This is a genomic window from Nostoc sp. NMS4 (assembly GCF_017115095.1).
Taxonomy (GTDB): domain Bacteria; phylum Cyanobacteriota; class Cyanobacteriia; order Cyanobacteriales; family Nostocaceae; genus Nostoc.
In genome coordinates, this window is record NZ_JABXKI010000228.1 from 1 (window position 1) to 17,148 (window position 17,148).

A 17,148-nucleotide genomic window follows, 5' to 3' on the forward strand; every position below is an offset into this window, starting at 1 on the left:
GCTGCAATGGCGTGGCAGGGAACCAGCAGCGATCGCGTTTACTTCTGTTTGAAAACCCCACAGAAAACATTGACCTGTGAGGATAAAAATGGACGACCTTTCAGGATGACCCCATTTTATTGGTCACAGTGGAAGAGTGATGGAATGCCGCGCCAAGTAGTACGTGACCCAGCAACCGGAGTTAACGGCTTAGTGAAAGCGACTAACCCATACAAACCGTTTTGGGCGTTTGGTGGATTCCTGGGGTTTGCCCTAGCTGGGTGGATGCTTCGCCATTGTCAAAATGAGGAGAAGCAGAGAGCAGTTTTTGAAGACATCGCCCAAAAACGGGACGCAGCAAAGGCAGAGATGGCCGCACGTTCCGAGTTGTTAGAGAGTTACCGAGACGTTGCGATCGCAGAAGTTCAATTACAAGCTGACCTGGATCTAGTGGCCAATGATCGCACTGTGGATATCCAAAAAGCTGAGATTTATGCCCACACGGAAATTGAAGTTACGCAGATGGAGGCAACTGACGCTATTTTTGAGGCGCAAACGGCTGGGATGACCGAAGAACAGAAGGCACAGTACATTTTGCAGCTACGTGAGATGAAAACGCCTTATCTACAAGGTAGCCAGACTTTAGCGGGGACGATTGACCCGAACGACAAGGTTACTGGATCTGAGCCAGGAGCGATTGCCTCTAGTGACAAATATCGCTGGATTAACAACACCATCGGCTACCCCACTCTGATATTTGGTGGTATGGGTGCGGGTAAATCCTGGACTACTAGAGAAATTATTTGGAAGAAAGTACAAGCCGGATGGAACATCGTAGCGCTTGACCCTCACGGCACACAGGTCGAGTGGAAAGGCGTAAGGCTGATTACTGGCTACAAAGAAATAGCTCTCTTCATGCAATGGTACATGGATGAAATGCGCCAGCGCTATGAAGATTACCGCAAGAGCGGCATGACTGAAGAACAGTGGACGGAGAACCTAAGAGCATCGGGCAAGATGCTATCAGTTATCTGTGAAGAATTTACAACTTGGACAGATAACATTGTTGAGCCAATGCCAGACGATTGTGAGGATGAAAAATGGAAGCCCGACCCGGATTTTGTTGGTAAATGGTTTCGCTGTGCCATGACTGAATCTCGTAAACAATTAATGATTCCTTTGTTTGTCGCTCATGATCGGACGATGGAGATTTTAGCTAAAGCCAAAGGGTTATCAAAACTTCGGGATGCGGCACTGTTAGAAGTTGAACTAATCGCAACGATTGACCCAATCACCACGGAAGCTAAAGCTAGCGGTCAGGGTAGGATTAAGCTACCTGGGCATGGGCAATGGATTGATATTGAACTGCCTAAGCTCAAAGCCAAGCGAATTGATTTTAGGCTTGATGAATCTGTGATAAGCGATGCTCAAAGCAATACCAGTCATGTAGAGCCAAAACTTTCAACCGACTCCGAAATAGCAGAGCGCATCTGGCAACTGGAATTTAATTTAGATAAGCCCCCGGCAGAGTCTAGCTCTACCCAATCCTTAACACCCATTGCCCAATCACTGCTGCAATACCTCCAGCGCACAGGAAGAACATCGGCAGTCATACAGGAGATACAGCCAAACTTTAAGGTAAAAGGTCAACGCTTCAGTTCCGAGGAGCTAAAGCGACTGTTTAATGAGTTGGTTGAAAACAGTCTGGCCGTCTGGCTGGATGCAAATACCATCGAAATCAGCCATTGAGCAGACAGACGGACAGAACGGACAGAATTAGACAGAATCCTTGTACAGCAAGGGACAGAGCAGACAGAAACTAGATAGGTTCACCCGCAGAAAAGTTTATGTTATTGTGGTTGTTGATCTCTGCATAAAATTATGCTGGTTGATATGAATAAGTTGTTTACTAAATTCAGTACGTGAACTGGCGGATATTAGTAAATAGGATATTTTGAAACTGCTAGATTAGCAGAGCTTAATAGGAGGATAAATTTTGGGTATAGTTGATGATGCAAGAAAAAGTTTTTCTAATAAATCAAAAGGTATACAGCAGGCTCTAGCGATACAGTATGAGGAGCAGCTTATTCTTCTAGGCTTAGGCAAATCCCAGATTGAGGGTCAAACCTTACAGGAGCTTAAAGACAGCTTGGAGCGTGTGAATGATGCTATTGCCAATCCTGACAGCTTTCCAAAATTCAATATTGCAATGGGAGGTGAAGCGGGAATTCCCTACGTTACGCGAGGTGATTCAGAAGCGCATTATCAGATAACAATACTTCCAACTCTTCTAGAACGAAAGAAGCTTATCTTAGAAAGGATAAGATCATCAGAGAATAATGAGAAAGTAGAAAGCTTGCAGGATTTAATCAATAAAAAAGTAATAGATAAGGATGATCAGGAGAGGTTAAAAAAAGAACTGAACCAATATATTTTAGAATCTCAGAGTCTTAAAGAACAATATCAGCAAGTCATTAATGTTCAGAGTGAACAAATAGAGAAAACTGAGTCAGAGAAATTAAAGCTTTCTGTAGAGTTATGGGAGAGACGTTCTAAGGTTTTCCTCTCTTTTCTGGAGCGTGAATCTGCTGCAACTATTATTGGAGCTATTCTATTAATACTTATTGCTTTAGCTCATATAGTTGCTATTGGCTTTAAAATTACAATTCCGGAAACTCTTAATAGTGCTTTTCTTCTCATACTTGGATATTTCTTCGGGCAATCTACCAATCAAGCTTCATCTACTAAAAATATTAAAGATAACAAAGAATCTGAGTAGTCTTAATGTAGTATTGCCCTTCCTAGATTTTGCTAGAAGAGATTTTAGAGGAAGAAATAATTGTAAAATTGAACCAAGTATGGTTAGTGCTTTTTGATACATTTTAGCGGAAGATGCCTAACAACCGCGCTGCACCGGAACTATTTAATATGGTTGATTGTGTTTCAAAAGCTATCTGCGTCCGGTGAGCGCGACCGTTGTGCAGCTTAGATTGTTGGTTAGGGCAGCGATTTGAAGTTGTCGTTGGGGTAATTAATTTAAAAAGTGGTGTGGAGTTTAAGCAACTATTTAGAGGAGGCTCAATGATTCCAGCCCTGCTATTGAACTCTGCTCTTCTTACAGGCACCGAATTTGCTGTAGCTGCGTTTATACATCCGTCCTTATCTCGTCAAGATCATCTTCACATATATTATTAACCTCATTTGCATCTAAATTCTGATTTCGTTGTTTAAACTCATCCAACAAATTAAAGCACTTTTCAAAACCAGCCTTTTCATCGTGACAGTAAAGCATAATCATTTTCGACCAAGAGCTTACCATTGTTATTCCTAGCTTTTTCTGTAACCAAGGCTGAAACTCTCCATAAAAATCTTCCTCCTCAGTATTTTCAATTCCCAAGATGATATCAACAGCGATATCAATATATAGCTGTGGTACTGTCGGGCTGTTCTCCACCTTGCATCTGTATTGTCAAAATTCCCCTAGTTGGCACTACAAGTTTTAATGCCAACACCTGTATAGACTGCGGTATAGACAAATATGGATCATACCTGTAAGTGGTCATCGCGCTCTTCGGATAAGCTATTTTTATCAGCCTACGAAAGAATGAGGCTTCTAGCGATTGTGCTGTCGTGCTGATTGATAAGCTTGGGTTAATCGGGTGTCATCGCTCACGATAGAATAGGGTTTTTGGTGACTTACATTGTTTAATTGGGGTTAGACAATGTAAGCTAGACCCTATGAAAATCAACCGATTCGGTAGAGCAGAAATCCTCACCCCCGACCAAATTAATGTCCTATTTACCGAGGGCTTTGTCAACCCACGCGATCGCGCTCTGTTTGGCGTGTGCCTTTACGCAGCCTGCCGGATCAACGAAGCTTGCACTTTGGCGGTGAAAGATGTGTTTGGCAGCAATGGTGTCAGAGGCGTGTTAGTATTACGCAGCGTGAACACCAAAGGCAAGCGAGACACCAGGGAAATCCAAGTGCATCCGAAGCTGAAGCAGTATTTAGAAGAGTACAATCCTAACCGCCGCAAGGAGTTCTTGTTTCCCGGCAGGCATGGACTCTTACACATCCACAAGGTCAGTGCTGATAAAATCCTCAGAGATACCTGTGTGCGTCTGGGCATTGAGGGCGTGAGTACCCACAGCTTTCGGAGGACGGCGTTAACTAGGATGAGCGATGCAGGAATACCGTTGCGCCACATACAGGAGATATCGGGGCATCGGACTTTGGCAGCTTTAGAGCGATATCTGGGGGTAACTGAGAAGCAGAAGCAAAACGCGATCTCTGCTTTGGATTTTTGAATATTTCTATACGAGATTCTATACGGAAGGAAACGGCTGTATAGAAATAGTGTCTCTTGCAGAAAATTACTTAAATCTCGGCTCAATGCCATTTTGATCAATCTTTATTATTTTTCTCTTCTTTTTCTGTGACTAATCTCATAAATTTTTTGCCTATAGTTGTTAATTGAGGTGTTGTATCATTAAGGTCTATAAGAGATAAATTCGGCATTTTGCTTACTCCATCTATATTTATTAAGGATTTATTCAATAATATTTCCAGACTTTCTATTAAATCTTCTTTGCTCATTTCTGCTTTGATATTTACTTCTGAGATTAACCGATTTATAGAAAAATCTTTTATTGATTTGATTTCAGACTGTTTAAATATAATGTCTAGTACCTTTGCGTCATTAGGTGATATTTTCTCCAAAATATCTATATAAGATGGATGAATAAACGTTCCTTTAATAGACGATTCTAATAACTTAGACCATTTATCGCTTAATATTTCATCTTCTTCGATTGAAATATTTTCAAGTATTGGTATTAAGGTTTTTATAGGTACTTTTTTCGGTTCTATTCCTGCATGATTAAGTCTTTCATAAATTTCTTCCATAGCCTTTGCTGTTCTTTTTGCATTAAAACATCTCACCTCATTGATAACTGTTTCAATCGCAATTCCATCCACTCCTTCAAAAACTTTTGAAAGAAATTTGTATATATCGCCCTTAACTGTTAGAGCAAATGCAGCACCTGAAAATATTGCTAGCCAATCACTCATATAAATCCTCTTTTTTCTAGTAACTTTAAATGCTTCTAACAGCTTAAACTATACTGTAACGCTTGCCTGAGTGGTGAAGAGGGCTGCGGCAGCAGCAGAATTAGAGAATGCCATGAATGTTTCAGCGCACTGGTTTAGGCACAGTCATGCTACCCACGCATTAGATGAAGGTGTTCCGGTGCATTTGGTTCAGGCTACTTTAGGGCATACAAGTTTGGATACCACGAGTAAATATTTACACGTTAGCCCTGATAGGAGTTCTGGGGAGGTTTTAGTTAAGCGATGGTCTGAGCCGTTTTAATTAGCGATCGCTACATCACGTACTTGTTTTTGAATCCTGCAAGTCTATATCATCTTCCAATTCTTCAGCAGTGTCTGAGTAATTGAACATGAAGACAAACTTGTTTTTAGGTAGAACTAAAGTTGGAAGATAGAACGGTAAACCTTCCCAGTCATCTTCTTTTCTACCTTGTTCCAAAATGACAATAAGTGTAGGAACATTAGGATATTCTTGCTTTGCCTTATTTACCCATTCAGGGCTAGTAAAACCAGAAGTTCCTCTCCACGTTCCTGACCCATCTTTTGCCGGTCTATTTTTTAATCTAAGTCCCTTGCCTTTTGTTTCTTTTCCCCGACGAACATTGAGCCGTCCCTGCTGAATACCTGCCGTATTCTTCATGGCCTTGAGTACCTCTTGAACTCGTTTATCCTCCCAGGGATAATTACCAGCAGGGCGACTTGGCATATATGATAAAATATTCAGTAAAAAGTCAATATCTACTTCATATAGCATATCTTCATCGCTATACGGCTCTAAAAGCTTGGTTAAATGCTCTGTATGCTCCTTAATTTCCGAAGCTTTCCAGAGTGGATCAGGGGGGAAAATAGCTATCCCAGGTGTAAAAGCATTAATTGCTGACGGATTTAAGACATTAGAACGAGTTGGTTTCAGTTTTGACCCTACCCAAACGGGCTGAATGTTAATATTGTTAGGGTCATCACCTATAGCTTGGCGCATTCCCTCATCAGCTTCATGAATTGCTCGGAAATCTTCTAAAATATGCTGAGGCAGAAAAAGGCGAGTCACATCAAGTAATTCCTGACGATAACCAAACATTCGTGCGTGCTGATGTACTGTATCCATCGTCTTTAGCTTGGCATCACGTCCGTAATAAGTAATCATTAATCCCTCAATAGTGACACCACGGCCAAGTCTGTTACCCCCTATAAGAATGTTCATCCCTGGGCTATACTTTAGTTCTTTATCTGGATTACTTGCATCAATAACCTTTGGTATGGCATTTCGTAGCTCATGCTCTAGCTCTATAACTAAATCATTGAGTGGTGGGAGATTTTTTGCTGTTTCACTTAACTCTGTATAGGCTTGATTTAGCCACTTAATTGCTTCTTCACGCTTTGTAGCAGATAGCTTTCCTCGAAGAGCCTTATCAAGCTCCACAACAAAGCTACGAATAACCTTTTCCAACGTGCTATGAGTGATGCGCTTGTGGTCAATATGAGCCAGAAAAGAGTATTTAGCATCTGAATTTTTTGCAGATTTTATTTTATATATTGAACCTAAGAAGAAACAGCATAGAGATAGTCTCAATCCGGGAGGAATGTATCCAAGATGCGTGAGTTATTGTGAGGCGTTCTCCATGATCAATTAGTCGCAAAAACGCAGCGCCATAAAGGAATTCCTGATCATTGATCATGGTCAAATCTATGCAAGGGCTAGGTTATGTTCAACTAAAAAAAGACATTATTGGTTGGTTTACCCACTGTTGCTACTATATTGCACCCAAATAAGAACCGCTATAGAAGAGTACAACCCCAACCGCCGCAAAGAGTTTTTGTTTCCCGGCAGGCATGGACTCTTACATATTCACAAGGTCAGCGCTGACAAAATCCTCAGAGATACCTGTGTGCGGCTGGGCATTGAGGGGGTTAGTACCCACAGTTTCCGCAGGACTGCGTTAACCAGGATGAGCGATGCCGGGATACCGTTGCGTCATATTCAGGAGATATCGGGGCATCGGACTTTGGCGGCTTTGGAGCGATATCTGGGTGTAACTGAGAAGCAGAAGCAAAACGCGATCTCTGCTTTGGATTTTTGAATAATGTTTATAACAAAACTAAATACGTATTATTAAAATAGAATTAGTAAGAGATTTTTCAGGTAATAAATAATGCTTAAGAAAAGAGAATTACAGGCTTATGTTAAAGCAATTGAATTAGTGGATGAACAGATTGCACCAAAATATAGTCGTCCTAAAACGTATACAGAAGCAATTGAAGAATTAGAAAAGACTAGCTCACTTAGCGTAGATAAATACTATAGCTCTAATATTAATTTAATTGATAATATTAAAAGTTTGAGTAACGATCTCATCATGGGTAAAGAACTATCTCTTTATGGAGACGCTATAGAAATAAACGAAGCTTTCCAAGATAAAGTTAACCAGTGGATAAAAATATTAGGTAGCCAAACGGGGTTATCACAGGCGATTATTATAGCTAAAGTTAATATTAAAAAACAGGAATTATTGAATGATAAACTAGGAAGATTGAGGCAAATTTTATCCCCTCTATTTAAATTTGTTGGCATGTAAGGTATCACCGTGCCAAAACGGTATAATTGTAAGCCTTTGCCTGTAATCCTTGTACAGCAATAGTTTCACCCAGGTCTGTCTGAGGTGGTATTTCATCTTCAGTGCCGCAAGAATCCGCTATCACGAAATCGCGGCGCGCCTACGCTAGAGCATCCAGCCCCTGATGGAGATTGGTGCGGTGCGTATGGTAAGTAGATTTTGAGTCGGTTGCTACTTACGCAGCAGAAAATAAACATTTTAAATACTATTGTTGAATTAAGTTACATAATTCAACAAACCTGCTTTATCATTATGTTGTGAGCTAATAAAAGCCATTAAACCTCTCGGAAAGTCTTTACTACTTCACTTAATCCTCGCCAGGGGAGACTAAAAAGATGAAAACCCCTAACACAGTAGAAGATAGAATCACTCGTCGAATTGACAGTAGCGATCGTGATGTCTTTATGCGTAAGGATTTTGTAGACATTGCTAGCTACACTCAAATTGGGCGTAGTCTCAAGGAATTAGTAAAAAAAGGTAAAATCGTAAAAATTGGTTATGGGCTTTACGCTAAAGCTGTATTTTCTCCTTTATCAAAGCGTATAGTTACCCGTAGAGGGTTACGTGAACTAGCAACTGAAGCTCTAAAAAAATTACAGATAGAGGTTGTAGCATCAAGCTATGATCAAGCTTATAGTCAAGGACGTACAACGCAAGTTCCAACCGGACGAGTTGTTGGTGTTAAAGGGCGAGTTTCACGTAAAATTGGTTACGACGGTAAATATGTAACCTTTGAATACGTTTCTTGACTCAAACCTTGTAGAAATTATTGCCAGTGATCTTGGTGTTGATCCTTCGTTTGTTGAGAAGGATTGGTATGCTATGCGGATAATTGCATCCTTGATCGCTGTGAATGATTTTGGTGTGCAGTTAGTTTTTTCGGGAGGAACTAGCTTATCAAAAGGGTTTGGACTTATTAAGCGTTTTTCGGAAGACCTTGATTTCAAAGTAATTTTGCCAAAAGCAAATCCTACACGCAATGAATGTAGTAATTACCGAAAGCAAATTGTTGAAGTAATCCGTGGAAGTAGTTCAGAATGGTCATTGGACGAGGAACCAAAATCTGAAAATGCAAATCGTAAATTCACTTGCAACATTCGCTACAAAGAAAATTTTGAGATAACTGCGGCACTTCGTCCTTATATAAAGTTAGAGGTTAATTTTATTGTGCCTACCTTGCCTGTTGAACAAAGGGCTTTACAGTCTTTTATTGCTCAAGCAATGGATCAATCACCAGAAGTTCCTTTAATAGCTTGTGTTTCACCCATAGAAACAGCAGCAGAGAAATTGAGTGCTTTAACCTGGCGAGTGTTATCTAGAAACAGAAGTAGTGAAAAAGATGATCCATCTCTTATTCGCCATTTATATGATTTAACAGCATTACGAGGCTTAATTTTTAATTATTCAAATTTTTCGGATTTAGTTGTTGGTGTGATGCGAAAAGATATAGAGAACGACAGAGGAAGAATTAAATCATTAGCCAACTCCGAAGTTGAATTGTTACAAAAAATGCTGCTAACACTAGAAGATGATTCTTTGTATGCTAATGAATATCAGCAATTTGTTACAGGAATGTCTTACGCTGTAGAAGATGAATGCCCCACTTTTAGTGAAGCTATAGACGCTGTTAAAAGCATAATTAGCATGATTCAATAAAAAATGTAAGTAGTGGCAAGGTTGACTGGTACTTTGAACCTAGCACTCGACACTGTTTGAAGAAGTAAAATATTAATGGATAGAGTATTTACATTTTTGAATGTGCTATGTAGCTTTAAATTCATCTATTTTCTTTTTCATAGCAACATAAGCTTCATCTTTAGTTGAGAAGAATTCTCCTAAAAGAATTGAATTTTGACTGCCTTTACTATTCTCGATCTGAAATTCTGAAATGCTATAACAAAGCTTTTGAATTGCTATAGAACTCCAATCTTGATCAATTGAGTCAAGAGACACTATGACACTCCACCCTTTATAATGTGCCATGTGATTATTACAGATATATCCTAGCTTTCCGCCAAACTCTATTAAATCATCTTCTTCCCAAATTTCAGGCTCTAGTTCTTTGTAGTTTTGTTCTTTTAACGATTTTTTTAATTCTTGCAAATGGTCTGCGGAAGTAATACTAGTGCAAGTTCTATGAAGTAAGAAATTATTAGGTATATAGGATAGATAATCACCTGTTTTTGGATCATAATTATGTAAAGCAATTTCTCGATTTTCAAAAACTTTTAAATTCAGAGGATTTTCAGCAAACGGGTTTATAAGTATATGTAAACCATCAGCAATAGTTTCTTTATAAATTGGCCTTTCTTCTAGAAATCTATACAGTCCTACTTGCTGATCTGATTGGCATGATCTAGAGCCACTAAATAGGACTGGATATTTACTAATCTTAGCTAAAGCACGCACCTTACAAAAGGTAGCTCTATTGTTAAAGATTACTGCACTTACGTGCTTTAATTTAGAATTAGTAAATAATCCAACATTTACATTAAAACCAGGTTTCTTTTGAACTCTATAGTTATAAGAATCTCCAATGATAGTCAAATTACCATCTGGATCTCTTCTTGAAAGAACTTCTTCATATCCGTAAAGGACTCTGATAATTGCTAGAGAATCTTGCAAGAAAAAAAATGGTTGCTCAAAGGGAGCAACGCATATTACAAATGGTTTATTTTTAACATGAGGAAGCTTAGAGTAATCTTTACGGAATTTCTTAGACTTTTTATTTATAGAGAATTCGAGCCTAATTGCGGATAATCTTAGTATGTCCTTTATGCTAGTATTTTCTAATAAATCGTAATCTTTATCCCATTCTGGTCTATAGCCTTCACTATTACTTGCTATTGCTGCTTCAGCAATGAAATCACCATAGGGTGAACTTACAAGAAAATCTGGAGTTTCATGTGAGGTATCTACGCTACATCCGAGTTCTTTAAAACAGGCAAATAAATATAATTCCCAGAATACGGAATTAAACTTTGTTTGAAATTCTTGTACCAGTTTTCCATTGCGATCTATAAATCCATCAGCCCAACTTTTAATAACCTCAATCTCTGGTTCGCAAAATCCTGGTTCTGTAATATAGAGAAAGTGATTATGTTGCTCCTCTTTAGGGACAATAGGCGTAAATAAATCCATAATGATAAAAATGCTATAAAATATGCCAAGTAAGTGCTAGCTTTTGAGTGTGCATCCCAATCTGAGTAGCTCGGCGGACACCCGTAAACTGATGCCACACTTCACACTCAGCAGCTTTTAGAGAATTACCTATACTTTAGTTTTCTCAAACGTGCCAAAGCAGCTACTACTGGAGGGTCTTTGACATCTTCAGGAATAATTATTTTATCGTCAGGTTTAATTCCACAAATATCAAAATCATGTTCTCCTATTTGCCATGCTGGACGAATGGATATTTGTCGTTTCATAATTCCAAGCTCCCAGAAAAAATCTGGACTGGAACTGTCTTGAGCTATATATCCTGGTGTAAGGATGTAAAATCCCAAATTTTCAAATGCACTGATAAATTGATCAATATTTCTAGAATTGCTTGGTTCCATAGTGTGAATACGATAACCCAATAGGACTTGTGAGTTACTAGAAACTTCCAGGCAATCGGGATTAGTCCCAATAACTACACGATAAGCTGCTGGATTATCAGCATCAATTCCAGTAATAATAGATACCCTGATTTTTTCTTCTACATCTGTGTCTCCTACAGCTTCTCGCCATTGAGCAAAAATTTTCTTGCTTGCATTTTCATCTCGAAATAAAAATGCAAGCTGTAGGAGTGGGAGATTTTGAGAATTCGGTATAAATCCAACGCCTACTCCGCACCAACCAGCTTTATCCCAAAGATGGACATTAATCAATGATAAAATTTTGCGATCGCGATGTTTTAGGTGATCGATACTCTTGAGTTCAGGCGGAGGTTCACCTTGTCCTGGCTTGGGTGAGACTACATTAGCTCGTTGTTGAAAGGTATTCTGAACTGTTTCAGTGTTCCAAATATTTGTTCGTTGAGATGGAAAATGCTTATCACTATCGCTTAACCTCCAATCCGTTAGTTGCAGTTTTGGACTTTTACCCAAAATATTCCAAACAGCAACAGCTACGTTTGTAAAATCCAGTGCGCGAGAAAAAGCCAGTTCATCTTGTAAAAGTCTTTCAAAATACTGTTCCGGGTTTGATACAAACGCTATCTTAAAAATTACTTGAATAATTAACTCAGTCAACGTTTTGTTTAATGATTCAGGATTAAGCCCTGTTATGTAAGATTCATTGGCAGAATGCTTTACTTCTATGAGAGTTTCAAAAGTTTCCCCATCTTCCTCTTTAATATGAAAATCAATAACGTTAGCAACAGAATCGGATGATATTATTTGAAATCTAATATTTGGTTGATGAGGAATTAATTGCGAATCAAGACTTGTTGCCAGAAAAGCTTCAAATGCGGCAAGAATTGACTCTGCAATAAACAACGATCTACTGTTATTTAAAACTTCAGCAACTACATTGCAGCCAAGAACTTGTGAGCGGAGTTCTACTGTATCCTCTGCTAAAAATTCCGGTAGTTCTGGTAGGTCATTAGTTGCTGGTTGTGCTATCCAGTCATTAAAAAACTTACGTACACTTGCCTCATCTTCCTCCTCTGGAATCCAACCCTTAGAACGAAGATAATCTTCATAACCTAGTGCGTACAACGATGCTATGAATGAATGATGAAATCCAATTTTTTCGAGAACTGCTGGCAAAAACTCTAAACACTGCAAGTCCTTAAAAGCAGTTTTAAGAAGAAGAATCCCAAGTACCAAATCTTGAGTTTCTCTCTCTTGCATAAATTTCTCTTGAGCTTCTTCATCAAGTCCAATTGCTTGTGCAATAACTGTAGAGGTGTCAATCCAAGCGAGTGTGATTGGAATCCGGCCTAATTGTAATTCGAGCCAGACAAGACGTTGTAGACAGGCAAAGGCTTGAATAGTAATTGTGCCGTTTTCCCAAAACTCATTAAAAGCTTGGGATGTTGCTAGGAGCATATTGGAACGCGCAGCCCACAGTAAGCCTACCGACTCATAAGCACTTGCACATAGAGCTAGTGCGGCAATTAACTCACCACGACACTCATGCATACCTAAGTCATGCTGCGCTCGACCAAGAAGACGAATTGCTTCGTAACGGTTTCCGCCAAGAAGTTTCTGCCTTCCTCGTGTCAAGAGCATACGTCCTGAAGTTGCTTTACTTTCACGTTGTTGAGAGAGTAGAAGTGCAGCTTCAAACAGTTCATCGAAGCCAGGATCATCAGGCAAATATTTACCGAGTTCCATGAGAATCTCGATCAATGGAGCTACGGGAAAGTTGACTAAACCTTCGCCCTCTGCAAATACCTTGCGAAATTCCTCAAGTATCCTTTTCAACTCAGCAGGTTCATGTCTGGACTCACTTAGATCCATTAGTAACTCAATGGATCTTGCTTGTAAGGCAGTGCTTGGTCTATCTTGATCAGCCTGGAGACGCTGTAATTCAGTATGTAGAGTTTTAGTTCGTGCTTCTAGCTTTGCATCGTAGGCTTCAAGTTGTGACCGTTGAACGGTTGTCCACAGAAGTTGCCATAGATTAGCTAATTTTTCAATATCTGTGACTTGGCTGCTTTCAATTGCTAGACGCTCAACATCGTTGTAAATGCGGTTAAACGTGTGAAAGTCATCATGCCACCAATAAGCAGTCCATGCTTTGGCGTAAGCACACCGAAGCTTTTGCTGATGCATTCCATATTGTTCGGCTATACGCTCGGCTCGTGCAAAACGTCCCTCAACCTCTACACGTGGTAATTCAAGTTCACGTGATAGAATAGCTGCCTCAAGACAATCCTCAACAAGTTGATACTCGACACCTTGATAACGAATAGGATCTTTTATCTGCGTCTCTAGTTCTTTCAATTCAGCTTCACGAGATGTGTCTAAAGCCCCCTTTTTAACAGCTGGCGTAAGAGGCAAATTGATTTTAAGAGTTTCTACAGCTAGATTTTCTCGCTTGTTCTGAAACACCTTATCGAGTATCCAAGTTCTATCTAGAACTCGTACATAAATGTTGTACTGTTTTCGCAGTTCATCTTCAATATTGGCTCGATCTTTATCTTTGATATATCGACTACTGATGAAATAAATAAAAGTGTAGCCACGCTGCGTTTCTACAATTCCTTGGACATCAGAACGAACTTTTGAACGCCACTGTTGTTTTGCACTGACGGCAAATGCCCAACGTTCTGAGGCAGCTTCACGCCCAACTCCCTCATACCAGCGAAGTGAAACAGCATCGGATACAGGGTAGGTTTCAGAGTCTACCTTGCTGTCTCCTCCTCCAGTGGGGCCTGTTTGCGGTAAAAGGTTAGGACAAAGCTCTTTTTCAGCTAATCTGCGGCAGAAATGTTCAAAATCCTTTTCTTGGCAACGGCTAGTCAATGTTTCTAAGTGATATTCCAAAAAGTTTCGATCTAGCAACGGCTCCCCAACTACTTGCGTATCGGAGAAAAGATAAGGTCGCCGCGCTCTCATGAAATCCGAAGGACGGAAGGATACTGACTCAGGTTGCTGACGCTTTTCAGCCATAAATATAGTAGAACTTTGCCTAAAGACAATACAATCTGCAAGTACAGAAATACTATTATAGCCAGTGAACTATAATTTACAATCGTCATACGAGCGAATTACTCCATGTAGCCGAATGTGTTCAAACAACAGCTTGGTTTCCCCTCCAGCTAATTCTAATTGGGTGAAGTTATATAAAATCTGCTGGAATTTATATCTAAAAATAAACTTTTTTCACCGTCACCACGTACACTGGAAACTAAAACCGAGTCGGTTGACCAAAGATCATCGTATCTTCTAGGAACGAAAGCCAGTGTCAACTTCTGACCCTCTTTGCCGCATTATCGCCCTGTTTAACCAAGCGGGTGGTGTCGCCAAATCGACACTGACCCAAAATTTGGGATATCACTTAGCAAAACGAAAACATCGGGTTCTCCTCATTGACCTAGACCCCCAAGCAAGCTTGACCAAATTCATGGGGTTAGTGCCATCTCAGTTACAAAAAACCGTTGCTGATGCCATTATCGACGAGCAGCCCTTACCGATTCATGAGGGCATTCACGGCATGGACTTGGTTCCAGCAAGCCGAGTCCTAAGTGGAGCCGAAATGCAGTTAGTCAGTGCTGCGATGCGCGAGTTACGCCTTAAGGAAGCCATTGAATCTGTTCTAAATGAATACGACTTCATTCTTATAGATTGTCCCCCCAGCTTAGGATTGCTTTCGTATATCGCCTTAGTCGCGGCCACACACGTACTCGTTCCCGTTGAAACCCATATAAAAGCCTTCGAGGGAACAGACGAGCTTTTACAAACTATCACCCACGTAAAAAATAAAGCCAACCGCAAAATCACTATAGCCGGGTTTATTCCCACGCGGTATGCTCAACAGAACTCAGCCGATAAACGAGCATTGGCAGCCATCCAAGAACAACTTTCCGCTTGGGGTCGGATCTTCCCACCCATCCCTAGAGCTACCGCTTTTGTCGATGCGTCAGAAGAACGTGCGCCTCTAGCAGTATTTGACCCTAAACATTCTGTAGTCCCTATTCTTGAAGAAATCACCAAGGCTTTGGAGGCTTTATGATCCGACGCAAACAAACAGACAAACCCTTTGGGGGTCAAATTACAACTCCACCCCCTGCACCTTGGTTATCCTCCCCAGATGCCGAGTTGCCAGCCGCTACTGAAACTACTATCAAACTCTCAGATATAGTTCTGCCTCAACACCAGCCCCGACGATACTTTGACCCACAAGCATTAAAAGAATTAGTCTCGTCAGTCAAGCAGCATGGCATCCTCCAACCTCTGTTGGTGCGTCCACTAGGCTCTGGGAAATACGAATTAGTAGCAGGAGAACGACGCTATCGGGCAGGGCAGGAAGCTTTACTTGAAGTTGCGCCTGTGGTTGTGCGTGAGCTATCTGATGACCAAGCGTTTCAGTTGGCTTTGATTGAAAACCTGCAACGAGAAGACCTTAATCCCGTTGAAGAAACTGAAGGGATCTTGCACCTGTTGGCAATCCGGCTGCATTGCGATGTAGAAGCCGTGAAATCCTTGCTGTATCGAATGAAAAACGCTCACAGTAAGGGGGAACAGCCGTCAAAATCCTCATTAAATGAATCTAGGAAAAACGTTTTTCCTAACTCAGATAATCCACAAACTGAGGACAACATTTCTGACCAGTTAGCCGAGAAAAATGAATCTAGGAAAAACGTTTCTCCTAACCCAGATAATCCGCAATCTGAGGACAACATTTCTGACCAGTTAGCCGAGAAAAATGAATCTAGGAAAAACGTTTCTCCTAACCTAGATGAAGAACAATCAAACACGGTACAACAGGTGTTTGAGAGTTTGGGACTCATGAATTGGCTATCGTTCATCACCACACGCTTACCTTTGCTAAATCTGCCCGAAGAAATTTTAATAGCACTGCGTTCTGGTCAACTGGAATACACCAAAGCACAAGTCTTGGCGCGGGTAAGAAATAATGAAATCCGAAAAAAACTTTTGTCCGAAGCGATAGCATCGGATTGGTCTTTAAGCCAAATCAAAGAAAAAATCACAGCTTGGACGGATGATAAACAAACGCCCGACTCGAAAGCATCTAACCAAATACCAGACCGCCTTCAAAATATCACCCAGCGCATTAAAAAGCGTCAGTTATGGAAAGAAAAAGACAAGCAAAAGCAGCTAGTAAACCTTTTAAACAAGCTCGAAGCCTTACTAAGGGATGAGTGACTTGGGGTAAATTGTCAGGTAATGTCTACTTTTAGAGTCTTTTTACCTTTGATTCATGATTGGGTGCGAGGGGAGAAACAGAGATGGCATCAGATTCACAGATTCGAGCATTACTCAAAGCTTGGTTAGATTACATCCATGTTGAAAATTTGAGTAATGCCAAAGTAGAAGCTGACGATTCAGAACAACCGAACATCTGGGACTCTCTGGTAAATCTGGTAGGCGATAAATTATTAATAGACGAGTCTTTATTTAAAAACATAAAGCAACCGTTTAAAAGTGCAAAGAACTTTGAGCAAACAAAATTACCATCAATTGCTGTAGCTTTCCCGCAGCTTTATGTAGTTGAATCGAATCGCCGTCAATTTCGCCCGTTGTTCACTATCAACGTTTCGACAATATTCCAGGGCAATTATCGCAGTAGCGGATGGAATTTAACTGAATATGAGTTTCAGCCTGTTATTCCCAATTTGATGCAGTGGTACGGGCTAGAGGAAGAAGCGGCTGAGTCTCTGGTAACAAGGGAAGGGTTGAAAGTTTTTCTCGAAACTACTTTCAATCGTCCCTTTAAGACGCTACAAGATTTTATGGGGCTGATTGAAATACCGCCGTTTCCCGTGCGGTC

17 protein-coding genes are annotated in these 17,148 nt (G+C 40.4%); 11 read left to right on the forward strand and 6 right to left on the reverse strand.

The features are described from left to right. Together HWQ37_RS20140 and HWQ37_RS20145 are read left to right on the forward strand one after the other, a co-directional pair. Positions 1–1,728 (forward strand): hypothetical protein (locus HWQ37_RS20140; RefSeq protein ID WP_292750136.1); only part of this gene is annotated, 1,728 nt, incomplete at its 5' end. A 247-nt stretch (positions 1,729–1,975) separates the two neighbouring features. Then, entirely contained in the window at positions 1,976–2,758 is a 783-nt protein-coding gene (locus HWQ37_RS20145) for a CU044_2847 family protein (protein WP_292750138.1), read from the forward strand. Between the two features lie 103 nt (positions 2,759–2,861). On the opposite strand, the gene HWQ37_RS20150 is transcribed toward HWQ37_RS20145, so the two are convergent. Then, positions 2,862–3,104 carry a hypothetical protein gene (locus HWQ37_RS20150; protein ID WP_292750141.1) on the reverse strand — a complete coding sequence of 81 codons (243 nt, stop codon included), beginning with the start codon at positions 3,102–3,104 and terminating at the stop codon, positions 2,862–2,864. A gap of 20 nt (positions 3,105–3,124) precedes the next feature. Continuing rightward, positions 3,125–3,433, reverse strand: a complete 309-nt coding sequence (locus HWQ37_RS20155) for a hypothetical protein (protein ID WP_292750144.1) — start codon at positions 3,431–3,433, stop codon at positions 3,125–3,127. Positions 3,434–3,717: 284 nt separating this feature from the next. Here HWQ37_RS20155 and HWQ37_RS20160 point away from each other — a divergent pair, with 284 nt between their 5' ends. Next, positions 3,718–4,287, forward strand: coding sequence for a tyrosine-type recombinase/integrase (locus HWQ37_RS20160; protein ID WP_190900135.1), 570 nt, complete (start codon positions 3,718–3,720; stop codon positions 4,285–4,287). A 97-nt stretch (positions 4,288–4,384) separates the two neighbouring features. On the opposite strand, the gene HWQ37_RS20165 is transcribed toward HWQ37_RS20160, so the two are convergent. After that, entirely contained in the window at positions 4,385–5,050 is a 666-nt protein-coding gene (locus tag HWQ37_RS20165) for an Abi-alpha family protein (RefSeq protein WP_292750150.1), read from the reverse strand. A gap of 73 nt (positions 5,051–5,123) precedes the next feature. Between HWQ37_RS20165 and HWQ37_RS20170 the strand changes: the two genes are divergently transcribed. After that, positions 5,124–5,351: a tyrosine-type recombinase/integrase gene (locus HWQ37_RS20170; RefSeq protein ID WP_292750152.1), complete on the forward strand. Its 228-nt coding sequence runs from the start codon at positions 5,124–5,126 to the stop codon at positions 5,349–5,351. Between the two features lie 15 nt (positions 5,352–5,366). On the opposite strand, the gene HWQ37_RS20175 is transcribed toward HWQ37_RS20170, so the two are convergent. Further along, positions 5,367–6,659, reverse strand: a complete 1,293-nt coding sequence (locus tag HWQ37_RS20175) for a Z1 domain-containing protein (RefSeq protein WP_292750155.1) — start codon at positions 6,657–6,659, stop codon at positions 5,367–5,369. Positions 6,660–6,819: 160 nt separating this feature from the next. Here HWQ37_RS20175 and HWQ37_RS20180 point away from each other — a divergent pair, with 160 nt between their 5' ends. The 4 genes from HWQ37_RS20180 (at position 6,820) to HWQ37_RS20195 (ending at position 9,357) form a co-directional block, all read left to right on the forward strand. Beyond that, positions 6,820–7,167: a tyrosine-type recombinase/integrase gene (locus HWQ37_RS20180; RefSeq protein ID WP_292750157.1), complete on the forward strand. Its 348-nt coding sequence runs from the start codon at positions 6,820–6,822 to the stop codon at positions 7,165–7,167. A 72-nt stretch (positions 7,168–7,239) separates the two neighbouring features. Further along, positions 7,240–7,662: a hypothetical protein gene (locus HWQ37_RS20185; RefSeq protein ID WP_292750160.1), complete on the forward strand. Its 423-nt coding sequence runs from the start codon at positions 7,240–7,242 to the stop codon at positions 7,660–7,662. A 374-nt stretch (positions 7,663–8,036) separates the two neighbouring features. Then, positions 8,037–8,450, forward strand: coding sequence for a DUF6088 family protein (locus HWQ37_RS20190; RefSeq protein WP_292750162.1), 414 nt, complete (start codon positions 8,037–8,039; stop codon positions 8,448–8,450). After that, positions 8,434–9,357, forward strand: coding sequence for a nucleotidyl transferase AbiEii/AbiGii toxin family protein (locus HWQ37_RS20195; RefSeq protein ID WP_292750165.1), 924 nt, complete (start codon positions 8,434–8,436; stop codon positions 9,355–9,357). The genes HWQ37_RS20190 and HWQ37_RS20195 overlap by 17 nt, the downstream gene beginning before the upstream one ends. 105 nt (positions 9,358–9,462) lie before the next feature. Here HWQ37_RS20195 and HWQ37_RS20200 read toward each other — a convergent pair whose 3' ends face one another. Together HWQ37_RS20200 and HWQ37_RS20205 are read right to left on the reverse strand one after the other, a co-directional pair. After that, complete coding sequence (locus HWQ37_RS20200) at positions 9,463–10,842, reverse strand: hypothetical protein (RefSeq protein WP_292750167.1); 1,380 nt, start codon at positions 10,840–10,842, stop codon at positions 9,463–9,465. A 125-nt stretch (positions 10,843–10,967) separates the two neighbouring features. After that, complete coding sequence (locus tag HWQ37_RS20205; RefSeq protein WP_292750169.1) at positions 10,968–14,306, reverse strand: hypothetical protein; 3,339 nt, start codon at positions 14,304–14,306, stop codon at positions 10,968–10,970. Between the two features lie 292 nt (positions 14,307–14,598). On the opposite strand from HWQ37_RS20205, the gene HWQ37_RS20210 reads away from it, so the two are divergent. The 3 genes from HWQ37_RS20210 to HWQ37_RS20220 all read left to right on the forward strand — a co-directional run. Continuing rightward, complete coding sequence (locus HWQ37_RS20210) at positions 14,599–15,369, forward strand: ParA family protein (RefSeq protein WP_292750172.1); 771 nt, start codon at positions 14,599–14,601, stop codon at positions 15,367–15,369. Beyond that, complete coding sequence (locus tag HWQ37_RS20215) at positions 15,366–16,523, forward strand: ParB/RepB/Spo0J family partition protein (protein WP_465249709.1); 1,158 nt, start codon at positions 15,366–15,368, stop codon at positions 16,521–16,523. Before HWQ37_RS20210 ends, HWQ37_RS20215 begins: the two co-directional genes overlap by 4 nt. A gap of 83 nt (positions 16,524–16,606) precedes the next feature. Then, positions 16,607–17,148 (forward strand): superfamily I DNA/RNA helicase (locus HWQ37_RS20220; protein ID WP_292750174.1); only part of this gene is annotated, 542 nt, incomplete at its 3' end.

What these genes read in the sequence shown, in the direction of transcription:
- HWQ37_RS20160 (WP_190900135.1), top strand. Translation starts at nt 3,718, where the DNA reads ATGAAAATCAACCGATTCGGTAGAGCAGAAATCCTCACCCCCGACCAA.
- HWQ37_RS20165 (WP_292750150.1), bottom strand. Translation starts at nt 5,050, where the DNA reads ATGAGTGATTGGCTAGCAATATTTTCAGGTGCTGCATTTGCTCTAACA.
- HWQ37_RS20185 (WP_292750160.1), top strand. Translation starts at nt 7,240, where the DNA reads ATGCTTAAGAAAAGAGAATTACAGGCTTATGTTAAAGCAATTGAATTA.
- HWQ37_RS20190 (WP_292750162.1), top strand. Translation starts at nt 8,037, where the DNA reads ATGAAAACCCCTAACACAGTAGAAGATAGAATCACTCGTCGAATTGAC.
- HWQ37_RS20200 (WP_292750167.1), bottom strand. Translation starts at nt 10,842, where the DNA reads ATGGATTTATTTACGCCTATTGTCCCTAAAGAGGAGCAACATAATCAC.
- HWQ37_RS20205 (WP_292750169.1), bottom strand. Translation starts at nt 14,306, where the DNA reads ATGGCTGAAAAGCGTCAGCAACCTGAGTCAGTATCCTTCCGTCCTTCG.
- HWQ37_RS20215 (WP_465249709.1), top strand. Translation starts at nt 15,366, where the DNA reads ATGATCCGACGCAAACAAACAGACAAACCCTTTGGGGGTCAAATTACA.